This is a genomic window from Nocardia sp. NPDC058058, assembly GCF_042885355.1.
Classification (GTDB): Bacteria; Actinomycetota; Actinomycetes; order Mycobacteriales; family Mycobacteriaceae; genus Nocardia.
The window spans coordinates 1,006,966-1,025,552 of record NZ_JBHVSA010000002.1 but is presented as its reverse complement, the minus strand read 5'-3'; the positions used below and the strand labels follow the sequence as shown (position 1 = coordinate 1,025,552).

16 protein-coding genes are annotated in these 18,587 nt (G+C 67.3%); 11 read left to right on the top strand and 5 right to left on the bottom strand.

All coding sequences use genetic code 11. The features are described 5' to 3' along the window. Positions 1-120 precede the first annotated feature (120 nt). The 4 genes from ACFVUS_RS19435 to acs all read right to left on the bottom strand — a co-directional run bounded on the left by ACFVUS_RS19435 (position 121) and on the right by acs (position 5,056). Entirely contained in the window at positions 121-1,065 is a 945-nt protein-coding gene (locus ACFVUS_RS19435) for an alpha/beta fold hydrolase (protein WP_387770011.1), read from the bottom strand. 32 nt (positions 1,066-1,097) lie between these two features. After that, positions 1,098-1,613: a phage holin family protein gene (locus tag ACFVUS_RS19430; protein ID WP_387767780.1), complete on the bottom strand. Its 516-nt coding sequence runs from the start codon at positions 1,611-1,613 to the stop codon at positions 1,098-1,100. Between the two features lie 42 nt (positions 1,614-1,655). Further along, positions 1,656-2,882 carry a Na+/H+ antiporter NhaA gene (nhaA, locus tag ACFVUS_RS19425; RefSeq protein ID WP_387767777.1) on the bottom strand — a complete coding sequence of 409 codons (1,227 nt, stop codon included), beginning with the start codon at positions 2,880-2,882 and terminating at the stop codon, positions 1,656-1,658. A gap of 227 nt (positions 2,883-3,109) precedes the next feature. Further along, positions 3,110-5,056, bottom strand: a complete 1,947-nt coding sequence (gene acs / locus ACFVUS_RS19420) for an acetate--CoA ligase (protein ID WP_387767774.1) — start codon at positions 5,054-5,056, stop codon at positions 3,110-3,112. A gap of 420 nt (positions 5,057-5,476) precedes the next feature. On the opposite strand from acs, the gene ACFVUS_RS19415 reads away from it, so the two are divergent. The 5 genes from ACFVUS_RS19415 to ACFVUS_RS19395 all read left to right on the top strand — a co-directional run bounded on the left by ACFVUS_RS19415 (position 5,477) and on the right by ACFVUS_RS19395 (position 11,458). Then, positions 5,477-7,042: an ABC transporter substrate-binding protein gene (locus ACFVUS_RS19415; protein WP_387770008.1), complete on the top strand. Its 1,566-nt coding sequence runs from the start codon at positions 5,477-5,479 to the stop codon at positions 7,040-7,042. 79 nt (positions 7,043-7,121) lie between these two features. Next, positions 7,122-8,048 (top strand): ABC transporter permease, encoded by a 927-nt coding sequence (locus tag ACFVUS_RS19410; protein ID WP_387767771.1) that lies wholly within the window; start codon positions 7,122-7,124, stop codon positions 8,046-8,048. Beyond that, positions 8,041-8,988, top strand: coding sequence for an ABC transporter permease (locus ACFVUS_RS19405; RefSeq protein ID WP_387767768.1), 948 nt, complete (start codon positions 8,041-8,043; stop codon positions 8,986-8,988). Before ACFVUS_RS19410 ends, ACFVUS_RS19405 begins: the two co-directional genes overlap by 8 nt. A 5-nt stretch (positions 8,989-8,993) precedes the next feature. Next, positions 8,994-10,682, top strand: coding sequence for a dipeptide ABC transporter ATP-binding protein (locus tag ACFVUS_RS19400; protein WP_387767765.1), 1,689 nt, complete (start codon positions 8,994-8,996; stop codon positions 10,680-10,682). A gap of 29 nt (positions 10,683-10,711) precedes the next feature. Next, entirely contained in the window at positions 10,712-11,458 is a 747-nt protein-coding gene (locus ACFVUS_RS19395; protein ID WP_387767762.1) for an oxidoreductase, read from the top strand. 427 nt (positions 11,459-11,885) lie between these two features. Here the strand turns inward: ACFVUS_RS19395 and ACFVUS_RS19390 are convergent, their stop codons facing one another. After that, on the bottom strand, positions 11,886-12,686 hold the full coding sequence (locus tag ACFVUS_RS19390) for an HAD family hydrolase (protein WP_387767759.1): 801 nt from the start codon (positions 12,684-12,686) through the stop codon (positions 11,886-11,888). Positions 12,687-13,067: 381 nt separating this feature from the next. Here ACFVUS_RS19390 and ssd point away from each other — a divergent pair, with 381 nt between their 5' ends. The 6 genes from ssd to ACFVUS_RS19360 all read left to right on the top strand — a co-directional run bounded on the left by ssd (position 13,068) and on the right by ACFVUS_RS19360 (position 18,570). Beyond that, positions 13,068-14,579 (top strand): septum site-determining protein Ssd, encoded by a 1,512-nt coding sequence (gene ssd / locus ACFVUS_RS19385; protein ID WP_387767756.1) that lies wholly within the window; start codon positions 13,068-13,070, stop codon positions 14,577-14,579. Continuing rightward, positions 14,576-15,760 carry a TadA family conjugal transfer-associated ATPase gene (locus ACFVUS_RS19380; protein ID WP_387767753.1) on the top strand — a complete coding sequence of 395 codons (1,185 nt, stop codon included), beginning with the start codon at positions 14,576-14,578 and terminating at the stop codon, positions 15,758-15,760. Before ssd ends, ACFVUS_RS19380 begins: the two co-directional genes overlap by 4 nt. Positions 15,761-16,429: 669 nt before the next feature. Further along, positions 16,430-17,098, top strand: a complete 669-nt coding sequence (locus ACFVUS_RS19375) for a hypothetical protein (RefSeq protein WP_387767750.1) — start codon at positions 16,430-16,432, stop codon at positions 17,096-17,098. Between the two features lie 228 nt (positions 17,099-17,326). Continuing rightward, positions 17,327-17,932 (top strand): type II secretion system F family protein, encoded by a 606-nt coding sequence (locus ACFVUS_RS19370; RefSeq protein ID WP_387767747.1) that lies wholly within the window; start codon positions 17,327-17,329, stop codon positions 17,930-17,932. A gap of 69 nt (positions 17,933-18,001) precedes the next feature. Further along, positions 18,002-18,205, top strand: coding sequence for a DUF4244 domain-containing protein (locus tag ACFVUS_RS19365; protein WP_387770005.1), 204 nt, complete (start codon positions 18,002-18,004; stop codon positions 18,203-18,205). A gap of 50 nt (positions 18,206-18,255) precedes the next feature. Continuing rightward, positions 18,256-18,570 (top strand): TadE family type IV pilus minor pilin, encoded by a 315-nt coding sequence (locus ACFVUS_RS19360; protein ID WP_387767744.1) that lies wholly within the window; start codon positions 18,256-18,258, stop codon positions 18,568-18,570. Positions 18,571-18,587 lie beyond the last annotated feature (17 nt).

Below are 18,587 nucleotides of genomic sequence, written 5' to 3'. Positions count from 1 at the left end.
AGGCGAGCCGCACCGGACATCCGGCGCGGCTCGCCTTCGTCATCCCGGCGCGCTTTTGGCCGGGATCCACACCGGTCGCGCGCATCCCGGCCAAGAACATGCCGGGATGACGGAGGGTTGTCAGGACAGGAGTTTGGCGAGTTCGGCGGTTACGACCGCCGGATTCTCCTGGTGCGCATAGTGTCCCGCGTCCGGGATGGTGATGACGCGGCGCTGCGGGGAGAATTCCTGACCGCGCCGGATGGTGCTGGTCAGGATGTAGCGGTCGCGGTCGCCGTGCATGGACAGCACGGGGATGTGGATCGGTTCGCGCATGGTTTCCATGAATCGCGCACCGTCGGGCCGCCATTGGCTGCGGAAGGCCCAGCGCTGGTATTCCAGCGCACAGTGCGCGGCGCCCGGAATCCGGATGGCGGTGCGCATGCGTTCCGCGGTGTCCGCGAATTCCGGTGTGGCGGACCAGTGTTCACCGGCGTGCTGGCGCAGTAGCCGTTCGATCTCGGCCCCGTTGTCGGCGGTGATGAGGTTCTCCGCGTAGCGCGGGATCTGATAGCGCAGGAAGTTCGGCAGCCAGGTGGCGCGCTGCTTGCCGTCGCGCAGGATGGAGCTCTTGAGCGCCGCCGGATGCGGTGAGCTCATCAGTCCGATGGCGCGCACCACGCGCGGTTGCAATACCGCGGTCGCCCAGCACACCAGTCCGCCCTCGGCGTGGCCGACGAGCGTGGCCTCGGTATGTCCGAGCGCGCGAATGAGTCCGGCGATATCACCGGCGAGCGTCCAGCCGTCATAGCCGCGCGGTGGTTTATCGCTGTCCCCGTAGCCGCGCAGGTCCACCGCGACCGCGCGATACCCCAGTTCGGACAGCGCGGTCAGCTGATGCCGCCACGACCACCAGAAGTCACCGAAGCCGTGCAGCAGCACCACCAGCGGCGTGTCCGGATCCGCGAAGACCACGCCGCTCTCCGGCATGGCCTCGACGACGTGGAAGCGAATGCCGTTGGCGTGCACATCCCGATGGGTCCACGGTCCGTCGTAACGGACAGCGGACGGATCGGGGGGCGATATCGACGACACGCCGAAGGAGACTAATCGAAGGTCTACAGCCGCGGCTTGCCGAGACCCGAGGTGGGTTCCGCCGACTGCTCACCGGAGCCGCTGAAACCGCTGGGCAGCACGGTCTTCACTTCCTTGAGTGATTCGATGGTCTTCTCCGGCGCGCGCAGTTTGCGCACCTTGAGATAGCCGAGCAACCCGAGTGCCGCGGTGGTGACGATCATCAGCAGGAAGACGATGAGGAACGCCAGCCAGCGGTACACCCACACGTCCAGCAGTTCGGCCAGGAAGAAGAAAAAGAAGAAGGAGCTGAACAGCAGAACGGTCAGCGCGCCGATGAAGAAGACGCTGCCCTGCAGGCCCTTCTTGACCTCGCCGGTCACCTCGGCCTTGGCGAGCGCGACTTCGGCGCGCACCAGGGTCGACATCTGTTCGGTCGCGTCACGCACCAGGCTGCCGATGGTCGCCGAGTCGTGTGTATCGACATCGGACAGCGGAATCGAGGTGATGGTGCGGGTGCGGTCCCCGTTTCGCCCGTTACCGCCCTGTGTGAAGCTCAATTGCTCGACCCTTCTCCATGTCCCGGAACTCCCCGGTGTCGCTCACTGTTGTCCTTGCAGTGCCCGCTCGTCACGGCGCGCCTGGTGGGCGCGGCCACGACGCAACAGTAGTGCCGATCCTGCCAGGGAAGCCGCCAAAGACGTCAGCAACACCGCTGCTTTCGCGAGTTCGACCGCGGAGCCGTCGCCGACGTCCGCGAGTGCGAGTTCTGCCACCAAGAGGCTAACGGTGAAGCCGATCGCACCTAGTACCGACAGGGCGAACATGTCCCGATAATCAAGATCGTCGGGCCGCTGGGCGATACCGAGACGTACCGCGAGCCAAGCGAACCCGAAGATGCCGAGGGTTTTACCGGCCAGCAGACCCACGATGATGGCGAGCGAGATCCGGTTGGTGAACAGCTCGGAGAACACCTCGGTATCGAGCTTCACCCCGGAGGCGAACAGCGCGAACAGCGGTACGCAGAGCGCGGCGGAGATGGGCTGGAAGAAGTGTTCGAGCTTTGCCGCGGGCACGCAGTGCTCGTCCTCGTCAGGATCGGGACGCACCCGGGTGAGCAGTCCGAGCGCCACACCCGCGAGCGTCGGGTGAATGCCCGCCTCGTGCAGCGAGTACCAGGCCAGCAGCGCCAGCGGCACGTACAGGAACGGCGTCCCGATGCGCTTCCACTGACCCAGCGACCACACCGCGCAGCACAGGATCGCGATGAGCAGCCACAGCATCTTCAGCGTCGTGGTGAACAGCACCGCGATCAGGATGATGGCGATCAGATCGTCCACCACGGCCAGGCTCAGCAGGAACACCCGCGCCCCCGCCGGAATGCGAGAACCGGTGAGCGCCAGCACCGCCAGCGCGAACGCGATATCGGTGGCGACCGGCACCGCCCAGCCGCGATCCATCCCCTCCACGCCCCAGCCGATGCCGATGGCGATGAGCGCGGGCATCAGCACGCCGCCGAGGGCGGCCACGATGGGCAGGGTGGCGCGTTTGGGATCGGCCAGTTCGCCGACCACCAGTTCGCGTTTGAGTTCCAGTCCCGCGACGAAGAAGAAGATCGCGAGCAGGCCGTCCTTGGTCCAGTCGGCGAGCGTCAGCTCCAAATGCAGTGCGGGGATGTCGAGATGGGTTCCGGTCATGGTGTCGTAGCTCGCGCCCCATGCGGAGTTCACCCACAGCACGGCGGCGGCCGCGGCGATGAGAAGCAGTGCGCCACCGAAGGTTTCGGTCCGGAGATAGCGGGACAATTCGGAGCGCAGCTGAACAATCAAAAGGTGCACCTTTCCGGCAGTACGGTCGACAGAACCTGCGGAATGCGACTCACCGGAGCACGGTCGGCACATACCGCATGCCGACCAGACTTCCCGGCACACCTTACGCAATTCTAACGGTTGATTCCGGACATAAGGACGCGGGTCGCGTCGCACGCATGGCCCGGGACGCACATCGGCCCCATGACCAACCGGTCATGGGGCCGATGCCGTTGTGCGTGAGCGCTTTACGCCTTACCGGCGCGAATCGCCTCGAAAACGTTGGGGTCCACCAGGGTTGAGGTGTCACCCAGTTCGCGTCCCTCGGCCACATCGCGCAGCAGGCGGCGCATGATCTTGCCCGAGCGGGTCTTGGGCAGCTCGGGGACCACGTGGATCTCGCGCGGGCGGGCGATGGGGGAGATCTCGCGGGAGACCTCGGCCTTGAGCTCGGCCACCAGGTCATCCCCGGTGTCCTTGGCTCCCGCGGTCAGGATCACGAACGCGACGATGCCCTGCCCGGTGGTCTCGTCGGACGCGCCGACAACGGCGGCCTCGGCGACGCCGGAGTGCCCGACCAGCGCCGATTCCACCTCGGCCGTGGAGATGCGGTGGCCCGACACGTTCATGACGTCGTCGACGCGGCCCAGCACCCACAGATCGCCGTCGGCATCGAGCTTGGCCCCGTCACCCGCGAAGTACCAGCCCTGGTCGCCGTAGCGCGCCCAGTAGGTCTCCCGGTACCGCTCGTTATCGCCCCAGATGCCGCGCAGCATGGACGGCCACGGCTCATCGAGCACCAGGTACCCGTTGGCCTCGGTCTCGCCCAGTACGACCGGCTTGCCCTCCTCGTCCACGACCTTGGCCGAGATGCCCGGCAGCGGGGTCATGGCAGCACCGGGCTTGGCGGCGGTGACGCCCGGCAGCGGCGAGATCATGATGGTGCCGGTCTCGGTCTGCCACCAGGTGTCCACGATGGGAGTCTTGTTGGCGCCCACCACATCCCGGTACCAGCGCCAGGCCTCGGGGTTGATCGGCTCACCGACCGAACCGAGCACGCGCACGCTCGACAGATCGTGCGCGTCGGGAATCTCCCTGCCCCACTTCATGAATGTGCGCACCAGCGTCGGGGCGGTGTAGTAGATCGACACCCCGTACTTCTCGATGATCTGCCAATGCCGGTGCTCGTCAGGGAAATTCGGTGTGCCCTCGTACAGCACGGAGGTCGCGCGATTGGCGAGCGGTCCGTACACGATGTACGAATGTCCGGTCACCCAGCCGATATCGGCGGTGCACCAGTACACGTCCTGGCCGGGCTTGTGGTCGAAGACGTAGTTGTGCGTGTACGACGCCTGCGTGAGGTAGCCGCCGGAGGTGTGCAGGATGCCCTTGGGCTTCCCGGTGGTGCCGGAGGTGTAGAGGATGAACAGCGGATGCTCGGCATCGAACGGCTGCGCCTCGTGCTCGGGCGAGGCGTCGGCGACGGTCTCGTGCCACCACACGTCGCGGCCCGCGGTCATGGGCGTGTCGATCCCGGTGCGGTTGACCACCAGCACCTGCTCGACGCTCGAATTCCCGTCCGCGAGAGCCTCGTCCACCGCTTCCTTGAGCGGGGCGGGCTTACCGCGCCGCCACTGCCCGTCGGTGGTGATGACCAGCCGCGCCCCGGTGTCGTCGATGCGCTGACGCAGCGCGCTGGGCGAGAATCCGGCGAAGACCACCGAATGCGGCAGGCCCAGCCGCGCGCAGGCCAGCATGGCGGCCACGGCCTCGGGCAGCATCGGCATGTAGATGGCGACGCGATCCCCGGCCACGAGTCCGATCGAGGTCAGATAGTTCGCGGCGCGCGACACCTCGGCCAGCAGTTCGGCATAGGTGATGGCGCGCGAATCGCCGGGCTCACCCTCCCAGTGGATGGCGACCTGATCGCCGTGCCCGTCCAGCACATGCCGGTCGACGCAGTTGTAGGCGACGTTCAGCTTGCCGTCCACGAACCATTTGGCGAAGGGCGCGTCATCCCAATCCAGGACACGCGTCCACGGCTGCGCCCAGTGCAGGCGCCGCGCCTGTTCGGCCCAGAACCCTTCGCGATCGGCCGCGGCCCGCTCGTACAGCGCGGCGTCGGCGTTGGCGGAGGCGGCGAACTCAGCGCTCGGTGGATAGGCATCCAGGTGATCGGCGGTGCTTTCGGTCATCTCTCTCTTCTTCTCTCGCGCGTGCCGGCCACGGGGTGACCGCGGCCACGTTCGACCCTAACCGAGTGTGATCTGCGTCGTGCCCGGCTGTCGCCTTCGGTCCCACTCTGTGCATTCGGGACATTCCCACCCGGCGTGTGAATGAACCGTGAACCACCTGGACCGGGCATTGTGCAATGTGTCAGGTAAGGCCCCCCGCGCGAGTCGCTCATGTTGCCGGATTGCTAACAAGGCGAACAATCCCGTTTCGATCCGCTGACACCCGCTGTCCGGACGGTTACTGTCCGTTTCACCCAAGGCGGATCGTGGATGAGCGCTGAAGGACCTCCGGCGCGCGTCACCTTCCCCTCGCCATTTCCGGACACCGGGAGAAATGCGTTGAGAATCAAGACGATAACCGCGGTGGCGGCCGCAGCGTTGATGGCCACGAGCTTCGCGCTGACCGGCTGCTCCTCGGACAGCAGCAGCGGCGATGACCTGGTCAGCGTGAACGCGGCCGAACCGCAGAATCCCCTGGTGCCCACCAACACCAACGAGAACATGGGCGGCCGCGTGGTGGACCGGCTGTGGGCCGGACTCAAGTACTACGACGGCGGCGGCACCCCGCACGACGAGATGGCGCAGTCCATCGAGACCACCGACCGGCAGCATTACAAGATCACCATCAAGCCGGACTGGAAATTCACCGACGGCACCCCGGTCACCGCGAAATCCTTTGTCGACGCCTGGAATTACGGTGCGCTCGGCACCAACGCCCAACTGCAGAACTGGGCGTTCACGCCGATCCTCGGCTACGAGGACGTCGCCGCCACCCCGCCCAAGGCGCAAACCCTGTCCGGTCTGAAGGTCGTCGACGACCACACCTTCACCGTGGAACTGAAGCAGCCGTCCATCGACTTCGAACTCGAGCTCGGCTTCGCGCCGTTCTATCCGCTGCCCGAAGCGGCATACAAGGATATGAAGGCGTACGGCGAGAACCCGATCGGCAACGGCCCGTACAAGTTCGCCAATGCCGGTGCCTGGCAACACAATGTGCAGATCGAGCTGACCCCCAACCCCGATTACAAAGGCGGCCGCCCGGCCAAGAACAAGGGCCTGCGCTTCAAGATGTACGCGAATATGGACACCGCGTACGCCGACCTGCTGCAGGGCAATCTCGATGCGCTGGACGTGATTCCGGATACCGCGCTGGCCACCTACGAACAGGACCTCGGCGACCGCGCCATCCACAAGCCGATCGCGTACAGCCAGCACATCGGCAGTCAGCCGAATCTGGCGCACTTCTCCGGCCCCGAGGGCGTGCTGCGCCGCAAGGCCATCTCGATGGCCATCAACCGGGAACAGATCGCCACCAACATCTTCCACGGCACCCGCGTCCCCACCAAGGATTTCACCGCCTTCACCCTGCCCGGCTTCCGTGACGGACTGCCCGGCTCCGAGGTGCTGAAATTCAATCCGGACGAGGCCAAGAAGCTGTGGGCGCAGGCCGACGCCATCTCGCCGTGGTCGGGGACCTATCAGATCGCCTACAACTCCGACGGTGGCCATCAGGCGTGGATCGAGGCCGTGGCCAACAGCGTCAAGAACACCCTCGGCATCGACGCGGTCGGCGCGCCCTACCCGACGTTCAAGAGCATTCGCGACGAGATCCAGGCCAAGACCATCGGCAAGGCGTTCCGGTACGGCTGGCAGGGCGACTACCCGTCCATGTTCGAATTCCTCACCGCGCTGTACCTGAGCACCTCGGAAACCAATAACGCCGGATACAACAGCCCGGAATTCGACGGACTGCTGAGCAAGGCCCTCGCGGCTCCGACACCGGAGGCGGCGTACGACATCGCGGCGCAGGCGCAGGGCGTGCTGTTCCGGGATATGGCCGATATCCCCGTCTTCGACTACAACGTCGCCGCGGGCCGCTCGGACAAGGTGAAGAAGGCCGACGTCTCCTGGTCGGGACTGTTCGACTTCGAGAACATCGAAAAGTAAACCGCTGCTAGGGAAACGGGTTGCGGTGTGGTGGATTCCACTGCACCGCAACCGCTCCCGCCATTCGATGGAGTGAACCATGGCTTGGTATATCGTGCGGCGGCTGCTCCAGATGATCCCGGTCTTCCTCGGCGCCACGCTGCTCATCTATTCGATGGTCTTCCTGATCCCCGGCGACCCCATCCAGGCGCTGGCCGGTGACCGGCAGATGACCCCGGCGGTGGAGGCGGCGCTGCGTGCCCGCTACCACCTGGATCAGCCTTTCTTCATCCAGTACCTGGAGTACCTGAAAGGCATTGTCACCCTTGACTTCGGCACCTCGTTCTCCGGACGGCCGGTGCGCGACGAGCTGGCCCGGGCCTTCCCGATCACCTTCCGGCTGGCCATCATGGCGGTCTGCATCGAGGCGATCTTCGGCATTACGTTCGGCCTGATCGCCGGACTGCGCAAGGGCAAACTGTTCGACTCCACCATGCTGGTGCTGAGCCTGGTCATCATCGCGGTGCCGATCTTCGTGGTCGGCTTCCTGGCGCAGTATCTGCTCGGCGTGAAATGGGGTATCGCACCGGTGACGGTCGGCGCGAAGGCAGGCTTCACCGATCTGCTGGTGCCCGCCTTCGTACTCGGGTCACTGTCCTTCGCGTACGTGCTGCGATTGACGCGAAACTCGGTGGCGGAGAACATGACCGCCGACTACGTGCGCACCGCCACCGCGAAGGGATTGAGCCGCAGACGCGTCATCGTGGTGCACATCCTGCGCAATTCGATGATCCCGGTGGTGACGTTCCTCGGCACCGATCTGGGCTACCTGATGGGCGGCGCGGTCGTCACCGAGGGCATCTTCAATATCCCGGGTGTGGGCGGCACGCTGTACCAGGCGATCGTGCGCGGCGAACCGCCAACGGTGGTGGCCTTCGTGACCGTGCTCATCGTGATACTGCTGCTGGCGAATCTGCTCGTCGATCTGCTCTACGCCGCCCTCGACCCGAGGATCCGCTATGCCTGAGATCGCGAAAACTCGTGCGGGACAAGAACATTTCGTCGCACCGCCGGACGAGGTCGAGGTGCTGGCCACCGACCGGCTGGACGAATCCGGCGCACCCACCAGCGTCTGGCGCGATGCCTGGCGGCAGCTGCGGCGCAATCCGATCTTCGTCATCGCCGCACTGCTGCTGATCTTCGTGGTGCTGGTCGCGGCCTGGCCGGAACTGTTCACCAACCAGGATCCGCGGTACTGCAACGGCGATTTCAGCATGCACAAGCCGGGCAGCGGACATCCCTTCGGCTTCGACAAACAGGGCTGCGATATCTACGCCCGCACCGTCTACGGGGCCCGGGCGTCGGTGCTGACCGGTATCGGCTCCACCGCGCTGTTCGTGCTCATCGGCGGGACGCTCGGCGCGATCGCCGGATACTATGGCGGACTTTTCGATTCGATCATCTCCCGAATCGCGGAGATCTTCTACGCGCTGCCGCTCATGCTCGCCGCCATCGTGCTCATGCAGATGCTGTCCTCGCGCACCATCTGGACCGTCATGATCACCCTGGCCTCGTTCTCCTGGCCGCAGGCCGCCCGCATCACCCGGGGCGCGGTCATCGAAGCCAAGAACAGCGAATATGTCACGGCGGCAAAAGCATTGGGCGTATCCAGATTCCGGACGCTACTGCGGCACGTACTGCCCAACTCGGCCGGGCCGATGATCGTGGTCAGCACCATCTCGCTCGGCGTCTTCATCGTCACCGAGGCGACGCTGTCCTATCTCGGCGTCGGACTGTCCCGGCAGATCGTGTCCTGGGGATCCGATATCGCGGTGGACCAGAAGGAGATTCGCACCTCCGCCATCCTGTTCTATCCCGCGACCGCGCTCGCGCTGACCGTGCTCAGCTTCATCATGCTCGGTGACGCCGTCCGCGATGCCCTCGATCCCAAGGCCCGGAAGAGGTGACCGATATGGATAAACCACTGCTCGAAGTCCGCGACCTGAACGTGAGCTTCACCTCCGACGGCAAACAGATTCCGGCCGTGCGCGGGGTGAACCTGACCGTGTACCCCGGCCAGACCGTCGCCATCGTGGGCGAATCCGGCTCCGGGAAATCGACCACCGCGCACGCCATCATCGATCTGCTGCCGGGTACCGGGCGAATCACCGACGGCTCCATCGTGTTCGGCGGCAGGGACCTGGCCAAGGTATCCAAACGCGAGATCGTCGGCGTGCGCGGCAAGGGGATCGGGTTCGTCCCGCAGGACCCCATGTCGAACCTCAACCCGGTGTGGAAGGTCGGCTTCCAGATTCGGGAAACGCTGGAGGCCAACGGTATTGCCAAGGGTAAGGCTGCTGAACAGCGTGCCGTGGAGTTGCTCACCGAGGCGGGGATGCCGGACGCCGAGCATCGAGTCAACCAGTATCCGCACGAGTTCTCCGGCGGTATGCGCCAGCGTGCGCTCATTGCCATCGGATTGTCCTGCCGCCCAGAGCTTCTCATCGCGGACGAGCCCACCTCCGCGCTGGATGTGACCGTGCAGCGGCAGATTCTGGACCACCTGGACACCCTCACCAGTGAGCTCGGCACCGCCGTGCTGCTCATCACCCATGACCTCGGGCTTGCCGCTGAACGCGCCGAACACCTGGTGGTCATGTATCGCGGCAGGGTGGTGGAATCCGGTCCGGCGCGACAGATTCTGCGCGAACCGCAGCATCTGTACACCAAGAAGCTGGTGAACTCCGCGCCGTCGTTGGCCTCGCAGCGGCTTTCCTCGGTGCGGCAGCGCGCCGAGGTACGGGCGCAGGCGGTTCAGGTGGCGGGTCAGCTCGCCGAGGCCGATACCGAATTCGCCGGTGCGCCGGACGATGTGCTCACGGTGGAGAACCTCACCAAGGTCTACAAGATCCGCGGCAGCACCCCGTGGAAATCCACCGAACTCGTTGCCGCGGACGATGTCTCGTTCCGGCTGCAACGTGGCACCACCACCGCCATCGTCGGTGAATCGGGCTCCGGCAAATCCACCGTGGCGCAAATGGTTCTGGGCCTGCTCGAGCCAACCTCCGGTCGCGTCACCTTCGACGGCCGCGAGGTCGCCACCCTGAATTCCAAAGCGGCACTTGCCTTCCGCCGCCGCGTCCAACCGGTGTTCCAGGACCCCTACGGCTCCCTCGACCCCATGTACTCCATCTACCGCACCATCGAGGAACCCCTGCGCACGCACGGCATCGGCACCTCGAAGGAACGCGAAGCCACCGTCCGCGACCTGCTGGACAAGGTCTCGCTGCCCGCTTCGGTCATGCGCCGCTACCCCAATGAACTCTCCGGCGGTCAGCGCCAGCGCGTGGCCATCGCCCGCGCCCTGGCCCTGTCCCCGGAGGTCGTCGTGTGCGACGAGGCCGTTTCCGCCCTGGACGTGCTCGTCCAAGCCCAGATCCTGCAACTGCTCAACGAACTCCAAGCCGAACTGGGCCTGTCCTACCTCTTCATCACCCACGACCTGGCCGTGGTCCGCCAGATCGCCGACAACGTCGTCGTCATGCAGTCCGGCAAAGTGGTCGAAGCCGCGCCCACCACCGACGTCTTCGACACCCCGCAATCCCCGTATACGCAACGACTCCTGGATGCCATCCCGGGCCGAGACCTGCTCGTCAGCTGATATGTGACCGCCCAGTAGCCTCGTATCTCGTGACCGATCCGCTACAGCCACTCGTCGAACTGCCCGGTGTGCTCGAGGCCGCCGACAAAGCGCGCGACGCGCTCGCCGAAGTGCACCGGCACCAGGCCAACCGGCGCGGTTGGCCGACGACGGCGGCCGAGGCGGCGGTACGGGCGGCCCGATCCTCGGCGGCCATCGAGGGCGGCACCATCGATCTGCCCGCCGACGGCAATGTCGAGGATCCGATCCTCGCGGGCGCGCTGCGCGTCGGCCAGGCCCTGGACGGCGATGCCCTGCGCACCCTGGTCGGCGTATGGGAACGAGCTCCGCTGCAGGCGCTGGCCCGCCTGCACCTCTTGGCGGCGGCCGACATGGTCGAGGACAAGGAGTTGCTGGGCCGCCCGCGCAATGTGCCCGGCGTGGCCGAGCGGCTGGATCTGCTCGCGCAAACCGTGCAGGCCACCAAGGCCCCCGCACCGGTGATCGCGGCCATCGTGCACGGCGAACTGCTCGCGCTGCGACCGTTCGGAAGCGGTGACGGCATCGTCGCGCGCGCGGCCTCCCGACTGGTGGCGGTGTCCAGCGGGCTGGACCCGCACAGCCTCGGCGTGCCCGAAGTGTTCTGGTTGCGGCGTCGCCAGGCGTACCTGGACGCGGCCGCCGCCTTCGGTATGGGCACCGAATCAGGAGTGGGCGGCTGGGTGATCTTCACCAGCGGCGCGCTGGAAGACGGTGCGCGCGAAGCCCGTTCGATCGCCGATTCGGCGGCGGGCTGAGTCCGGACATCAAAGCGGGCGGCGTAATCGCTTTCGCGATCTCACCGCCCGCATAGCACGGATCGCCTGGTTACCAAGCGTGCTTCTCGGGTTGTGTTTACGGCCTCGGCGAGCTCTCCGGGTCCGGTGCGGAGCGTCCCCGCACAGTTGCGAGGCATTACCGCCGAATCCTCGGATAACGCAGGCCCACAACTACTCGTTGCCCTTTCGCGGCGTGCTCCGCGTGGGTGCCTGGTGTCCGTGCTGGGAGGGATGGGATGGGAAACCGGATCTTCTCTTCCGATCCGATCTTGGCCTTCCGTCCTTCCGTGCGTCCATTGTTACCCTGTGACCGCCCTCACATCAAGACCTGGGGAAACATTCCAAAACTCGGCGTGTCGGGCATTTTTGTGCATTGGCGTTTTCATTCGCACGGCCGCCCGGCCGACTACCGCCGGCGGCGCAGCAGGCGGTAGCTCACCGCGCCCGCCGCCAACGCGCTCAGCGCCACCACGGCACTCGCGGCGACGGTCGTGGTGGAGGGTTGCGGGATGCGCGCCCACAGCGATACCGGGTTCTCGAAGGTCAGCACCGGCCAGCCGCGCGCGACCGACTCCCGGCGCAGCGCCCGGTCCGGATTCACCGCGGTGGGATGCCCGACCGCGCTCAGCATCGGCAGATCGGTCACCGAATCGGAGTAGGCGTAGCACTTGGTGAGGTCGTAACCGTTTGCGGCGGAGAGCTTTTCGATGGCCTCCACCTTGCCCTCGCCATAGCAGTAGAACTCGACGTCGCCGGTGTACTTGTTGTCCCGGACCACCATTCGGGTGGCGGCGAAGTGATCCGCGCCCAGCGCCTGCGCGATCGGGGCCACCATCTCCTCGCCGGACGCCGAGACGATGATCACGTCGTGGCCCCGAATCCGGTGGTCCGCAATGAGATCCGCGGCCTCGGCGTAGATGAGCGGATCCACGATGTCGTGCAGTGTCTCCGCGACCACCGAGCGCACCTGATCCACATCCCAGCCCGCGACCATGCGGGTCAGATGTTCGCGCATGCGCTCCATCTGATCGTGGTCCGCGCCCGAGAGCAGGAACAGGAAATGCGCATAGCTGCTCTCCAGGACGGCACGGCGGCTGAGCAGGCCCTGGTCCAGGAACGGCTTGCTGAAGACGAAGGCGCTCGACCTCGCGATCACCGTCTTGTCGAGATCGAAGAAAGCGGCCACTCGTCCACGTTCGGCTGTCACGGCGTCCAGGATATGTTTCGCGAGTGACGGCCGCGTGTCGCGGTGCGCTCGATGCCGGATATTTCCCCATTTGCCCGGGTTAGCCAGCGGGAAGCGGAGCCGGGTCCACGGGAAAAAGACTCGCCCGGCGGACTTGCAAACCCGGCGGGGCTTGGGTGTAGTATCGCAGATACCTGGACTTGTTCCAGGCGCGTTCAGCCCGACCCCCCGGGGCTGAACCCGACGACCCCAGCCTCCTCCCCCCCCGGCTGGGGTCGTCCTCTATCTCGGGACTGTTTGTCCCACTTGGGTACCCGGGTCTTTATCCACAGCCCGCCGTGTTATCCACAATCGCTATCTCCCCTCTTTCGGCGCGCTCCGCGCTGGGCGACGCTGACCTGCATGGACTCTCATACCGATGACTCGCCACGAGCCCTCGCCCTGCTGTCCGACCCGCGCCTGCGCGAGGAGGTGCGCCGCATCGCGGCCGCCGCCGACCGCCCCCTCGACGAACGCACCGCACCCGTCGCCCGCCACCCCTGGGCCGCCGCACCCGTCATAGTCCTGGACACCCCCGCCGCCCGTTGCTGCATATCCGCCGGATCCACCCGCCGCCCGGGAATCCTCCTGGTGACCGACGGTGAACCGGGTTTGCTCGACTGGCAAACCGCCACCGAACTCGGCGCGGAAAACGTCCTCCCGCTCCCCGCCGCCGCCCCCATCCTCATCACCGCCTTCACCACCGGCAACCAGCCCGGCTCCGCCGACGGAGCGGTAGTCGCCGTGGCCGGAGCCGCAGGTGGTGCCGGTGCCTCAACCCTCGCCGCCGCCATCGCCCTGGCCGGCGCCGCCCGCACCCGTCACACCGGCCATCCCCGCGTCGGCACTACCCATCCACGCCGGATCTCCGCATCACCCCACGCCCCCGGTCGCGATGAGCTGGTCACACGCGCAGGCGCGACCGGCTCGCGGGGCGGCACCTTCGGATCGCGCGGCGGTGCGGATGCCATGCGAGGCAACGCCACTGGCACACAAGATGATGCGTTCGGATCAGATGGAGGCTCGGGTGCGATGTGCGGCGATGCACCTGGAGTGCGAGGCGGTGTGTCCGGATCACCCGCTCGATCGGCATCCACCCGTGGCGAGATATCCGGTGTGCAGGGTGATGTGTTTGCGGGACAAGGTGTTTCGGCCTCGATGCGCAGCGGTTCGGTCTGGGGGCGCGGCGATTTCGTGGCCGGTCGAGAACCCGCGCATACCCTGCTGGTGGATGCCGCTCCTTTCGGCGGCGGGATCGATCTGTTGCTCGGCCTCGAGGGGGTGCCGGGTCTGCGCTGGCCGGATCTGGTGATCGAGGACGGGCGGGTGTCCGCATCGGCCCTGCATGACGCCCTTCCGAGTATCGGTGGCGCGGCGGTGCTGTCCTGTGGAAGAGGGCTCTCCGCAACAGAACTCGCGCCCTCGGCGGTGCGGGCGGTGCTGGACGCGGGCCGGGGTGCGGGCGATCTGGTGGTCTGCGATGTATCCGCCGAACGCGGCCCGCACGCCGAGGAAGTGCTCGATGCGGCGGATCTGGTGGTGCTCGTGGTGCCCGCGCGGTTGCGCGCCATCGCGGCGGCCGAGTCCGCGGCCGCCTATCTGGCGCGGCGAAATCCACACGTGCGCTTGCTGGTTCGTGGACCTTCGCCGGGAGGGCTGCGCGGGCGGGAGATTTCCGAGACCCTGGGCCTGCCGCTGCTCGCCGCGTTGCCCCCGCAGCCGGGTCTGGCCGAACGTCTCGAGCGCGGTGGTCTCACCATCAAGCGGCGTGGCCCATTGCGCACTGCGGCCGATTTGGTGCTGACCGAACTGGGTCACCGTAGTGCGTTGCGGGCCAGTCGAATTGGATCGGCATTGGCGGGAGCTCGGGGATGAGCGCCCTGGTCACGCCCGAACTGCTGGATCGGGTGCGTGAGCGCCTGGCCGATGGCGCGGGTGATCCGGATCCGGCACGGGTGGCGGCCGCCATTCGGGCCGAGGCGGGCGGGGTGCTCGGCGATACCGATTTGCTGCGGGCTCTGCGGCTGTTGCAGACCGAGATGACGGGCGCGGGTGTGCTGGAAACGCTGCTGCATGACCCCGATGTCACCGATGTGCTGGTCACCGCCCCGGATGCGGTCTGGGTGGATCGCGGTCACGGCCTGTGCCGAGCGCCAGTGCGCTTCGAAGACGAGGCGTCGGTACGCAGGCTGGCTCAACGTTTGGCGCTGTCCGCCGGACGCCGGCTCGACGACGCGCAACCGTGGGTGGACGGGAGACTCTCGGGAACCGAAGCGGCCCTGGGAAATTCGTTCGGGGTTCGCCTGCACGCGGTCCTGTCGCCCATAGCGCACGGTGGCACCTGCCTGTCCCTGCGCATACTGCGCCCCGCCTCGCAGGGTCTTGATGCCCTCGCCGCCTCCGGTGCGATCCAGCCAGACGCGAAAGTGCTGCTGGAGAGGATAATTCGAGCCCGACTCGCCTTTCTGGTGATAGGCGGGACCGGAAGCGGAAAGACCACTTTGCTGTCCGGTCTGCTCGCCAAGGTCGATTCGTCCGAACGCATCATCTGCGTCGAGGACGCGGCCGAACTCGCCCCACCCCACCCGCACGTGGTTCGTTTGGTAGCTCGCCCCGCCAATGTTGAAGGCGCGGGCGAGGTGACAGTCCGCGACCTGGTCCGCCAAGCCCTGCGCATGCGCCCCGACCGCATAGTGGTCGGCGAAGTCCGCGGCGCGGAGGTAGTAGACCTCCTCACCGCCTTGAACACCGGCCACGACGGCGGCGCGGGCACCGTCCACGCCAACTCCCCGCGCGAAGTCCCCGCCCGCCTGGAAGCCCTCGCCGCCCTGGGCGGCATGTCCCGCGACGCTCTGCACAGCCAGCTGGCCGCCGCCATCCAAGTAATCCTGCACGTCCACCGCCACCCCGACGGCACCCGCACCCTCCGCGAAATCGGCCTGGTCATCCCCACCCCCACCCGAATCGACATAATCCCGGCCTGGTCCGCCGACCGCCGCCCCACTCCCGCCGCCGTAACCCTAAACGCCCTACTGGACGACAGAACCGCGCTATAGCCCGGGCATCCCGCCCCGCTCGAGCCGCTGACGAAACTGGGAACGCTACCCGGGCCCTTCGGCCTCGGCGAAGGCCCTCCATTCCGGCCTACGCGTCCACATAGCTCATGACCGTGGCGCGACTCATCCAAAAGCTCTCTACTCCAATGCTATTCAGCTCCGCAGTGAAAGGACGAGCTATGACCGCCGCATCGAACGGCCCGGATCGGCACCCTTCCGTTCCGCCACAATCGCAACCCGACTGCTGCACCGACGAGCACTGTCCCATGCGAGATCAACGCTGCGGCAAGCTTTTTCACTGGCGTCACAGCCAGCCGCCCGGCCTACGCCCCGGTTGGCGAATCCGCTGCACCAACCACCGAGCGTCTCCTCCGCCCGCCGCGGGTGGTGATGATCAATGACCGCCCCCGAGTACCACGCTGTTTCGCGTGCCTCACGTGGCGACCGAACGCGACGGCGGGAACAGGTGATTCCACATGAACACCACGCCACCGCGCTCGTGGATCGCGCCGCATCTGTATCGGCGTCGCTGGAGTCCGGTTCGAGTTTCGGGGGAGCGGGGTGGTTCGGACGGTCGCAGGGCCGGGCTACCGGGTCGCGGATCGGCAGAGCCGGCGGTGATGTCTGCCGCCGCGTCGGCGCATCGTTCTCAGGTCCTGGAGGTGGTCGATGACTTCGGTTGTGGGGCACCCTGCTTCGATTCTCGGCTGTATCGCGCTGGCGCTGGTTGTCGCTCCGGAGTCCGCCGCGCGGCGACGGTTCGCGCAAATATTTCGGCGCGACGGCCGGTTTCGCCTGCCTCGGCACGTTACGGCTGGTCGGCTGGCCGCGGTTGCGGCGTTTCCGGTGGTGTTTTTCGTCGGGGTGGGGACTTTGGTTGCCGGGGGCTTGGTTCTGGGGACGCTGGTATTGCGCCGGCGACGGACTCGATCGGATCGGGAGCGGGCGGCCGAGAGTGCGCAGCTGCTGGAGGGGTTGGAGGCCGTGATCGGGGAGCTGCGCATCGGTGCGCATCCCAGTGCGGCGGCGGAGGTCGCGGCGGTCGAGACCACCGGACCGATGGCGCGCGTTTCGCGGTCAGTGCCGCGCGGAGTCGGCTCGGCGGATCCGGCGCGGATGCGTTCCGGCGCACCGCGACCGCTGTACCGGAGGAACTGTCCCGGGTCGCGGATGCGTGGCAGGTCGCGGATCGGCATGGTCTGGCGCTGGCCGAATTGCTCGCGGCGACTCGGCTGGACCTACTGGGCCGCAGACGTTTTCGCGATCGAACCGCAGCTGCTCTGGCCGGAGCCCGTGCCACGGCGGCGGTACTGGCACTACTTCCGCTCCTCGGGATAGCGCTGGGGCAGCTCATGGGGGCCGCGCCCCTGCACGTGCTCTTCGTCTCGTCGGCGGGCGCCTATCTGCTTCCGCTCGGGGCCGCCCTCAGCTGCGCCGGTCTGCTCTGGACGGACGCCATCACGAGAAGGGTTCTGCGATGAGCGCACGGCACAGGAATGGGAGGCGGCCTCGGTCGACTGGCCCGCCGGGGTCTCGCGCGGTGCCGTGTCGTGCGCGGGAGGTGTTGTGGTGAACGCGCTTTCGCTGGCCGGGGTGTTCGCGGCCCTGGCCCTACTGTTCGAGCCGGGCCGGATTGCGGCACGGCGGCGGTTGGCGCGGCTGCGCTCCGGTGCCGGGAGGGATGAACCGCGAGCGCGCCCGACGCGTCGGATTGCCGATCCGCTGGGGACTTCGGGGACGCTGGACCTCTTCGCGGCCTGCCTGCGCGCGGGGCTGCCTGCGGCGGCGGCTGCCGGGGCCGTGGCCGCGGGGGCGGGTGAGCCACTGGGTTCGGTATTGCGGCGGGCGGCGGAACTGCTTGCGCTGGGGGCGGATCCGGTGACCGCGTGGGAGCAGGCGGCCGCCGGGTGCGCGGACGACGGTGTGATGGCGCTGGCCCGGATGGCGCGGCGGTCGGCGCGCTCGGGGGCCGGATTGGCCACGGCGGTGGGCGAATTGGCGGAGCAGCGGCGCGGTGCGGTCGAGGATGCGGCGGCGGCGCGCGCGGAGCGGGCCGGGGTGTTGATCGGGGGTCCGCTCGGACTGTGCTTCCTGCCCGCCTTCGTCTGCCTGGGCATCGTGCCCGTGGTGATCGGGCTGGCGAGTCACGTACTGGGCGGGGGACTGCTGTGAACGGAAACGACTGTGCCGACGCGGAATCGCCGCATCGGAGCGAGGAGAGGAGAGATCGTGCGCACATCCATTCGGGGCCCGGAGTGGGACCTGCGAAACCGGTTGCTGCTGGTCGCGGTTCGCGAGGACGGCATGAGCACCGCCGAATACGCCATCGGCACCATCGCGGCGGCGGCCTTCGGCGCCGTCCTGTACGGGGTGGTGACGGGGGACAGCATCGTCAACGCGCTGACCAAAATCATCGACAGGGCGCTGAACACCTCCGTCAAGTGATCCCGGCGCACAAGCCGTCATCTCGTCGCCGCGCCGGTGCCGAGCAGGGCATGGCGACCATCGAGGCCGCCATCGCCCCGGCGGCGCTGGTCACCGTCCTGGTGCTCTGTAGCGCTGCCCTACTGGCCGTCTCGGCGCAGGTGCGGTGTGTGGACGCCGCTCGGGAGGCGGCGCGCCTGACCGCACGCGGAGCGGCCGCTCAGGCTGTCCCGGCCGCGCGGCGGGTCGCGCCACCGCACGCTGCGATCACCGTCCGCTCCGAGGGCGACCTGGTGGTGGCGGTGGTGGCCGTCCGCGCGCCCCTGCTACCGCTCACCCTGCGGGCGGAGGCGGTGGCGGTCCGGGAGCCGGGGGAGTCACCGTGATCCGGGAAATCGCAGCT

Bases quoted from the DNA above. Each gene is read 5' to 3' on its own strand.
- acs (WP_387767774.1), bottom strand. From the start codon at position 5,056: ATGACCGAAAGCACCGCCGATCACCTGGATGCCTATCCACCGAGCGCT.
- ACFVUS_RS19415 (WP_387770008.1), top strand. From the start codon at position 5,477: ATGGCCACGAGCTTCGCGCTGACCGGCTGCTCCTCGGACAGCAGCAGC.
- ACFVUS_RS19410 (WP_387767771.1), top strand. From the start codon at position 7,122: ATGGCTTGGTATATCGTGCGGCGGCTGCTCCAGATGATCCCGGTCTTC.
- ACFVUS_RS19405 (WP_387767768.1), top strand. From the start codon at position 8,041: ATGCCTGAGATCGCGAAAACTCGTGCGGGACAAGAACATTTCGTCGCA.
- ACFVUS_RS19400 (WP_387767765.1), top strand. From the start codon at position 8,994: ATGGATAAACCACTGCTCGAAGTCCGCGACCTGAACGTGAGCTTCACC.
- ssd (WP_387767756.1), top strand. From the start codon at position 13,068: ATGGACTCTCATACCGATGACTCGCCACGAGCCCTCGCCCTGCTGTCC.
- ACFVUS_RS19380 (WP_387767753.1), top strand. From the start codon at position 14,576: ATGAGCGCCCTGGTCACGCCCGAACTGCTGGATCGGGTGCGTGAGCGC.
- ACFVUS_RS19375 (WP_387767750.1), top strand. From the start codon at position 16,430: ATGACTTCGGTTGTGGGGCACCCTGCTTCGATTCTCGGCTGTATCGCG.
- ACFVUS_RS19360 (WP_387767744.1), top strand. From the start codon at position 18,256: ATGGCGACCATCGAGGCCGCCATCGCCCCGGCGGCGCTGGTCACCGTC.